Here is a 554-nt window from a genome sequence, read left to right on the forward strand (position 1 = left end):
AGTGGTCCTGCGCCGACAATGTAGCGGGGCTTAAGCACACCGCCGAAGCTGTGTCATTCCGATGTATGTCGGGATGGGTAGGGGAGCGTCGTGTGGCGGTTGAAGCGGCGGAGGAATCCAGCCGTGGACGCTATGCGAGTGAGAATGCAGGCATGAGTAGCGAAAGACGAGTGAGAAACTCGTCCGCCGGATGACCAAGGGTTCCTGGGCCAGGCTAATCCGCCCAGGGTAAGTCGGGACCTAAGGCGAGGCCGACAGGCGTAGTCGATGGACAACGGGTTGATATTCCCGTACCCGTGTGAACGCGCCCATGACGAGGCAGTTGATGCTAACCGCCCAAAGCATGTCCACCGGTCTTCGGACCATCGGGCATGTGGAGCGCGGGACCCGATTCTGTAGTAGTCAAGCGATGGGGTGACGCAGGAGGGTAGCTCCGCCAGTGAGTGGTAGTACTGGTGCAAGCGTGTAGGGAGTCTGGTAGGCAAATCCGCCAGGCATATATCCTGAGACGTGATGCGTAGCCGATTGAGGCGAAGCAGAGTGATCCCATGCTG

At 59.4% G+C, this 554-nt stretch carries 1 rRNA gene; it reads left to right on the top strand.

Annotation, left to right across the window (positions count from 1 at the left end):
* Nucleotides 1-554, top strand: a 23S ribosomal RNA gene (locus IEZ09_RS46065); the annotation flags it as partial.

The sequence above is a fragment of the Lentzea flava genome (assembly GCF_014648475.1).
Taxonomy (GTDB): domain Bacteria; phylum Actinomycetota; class Actinomycetes; order Mycobacteriales; family Pseudonocardiaceae; genus Lentzea; species Lentzea flava.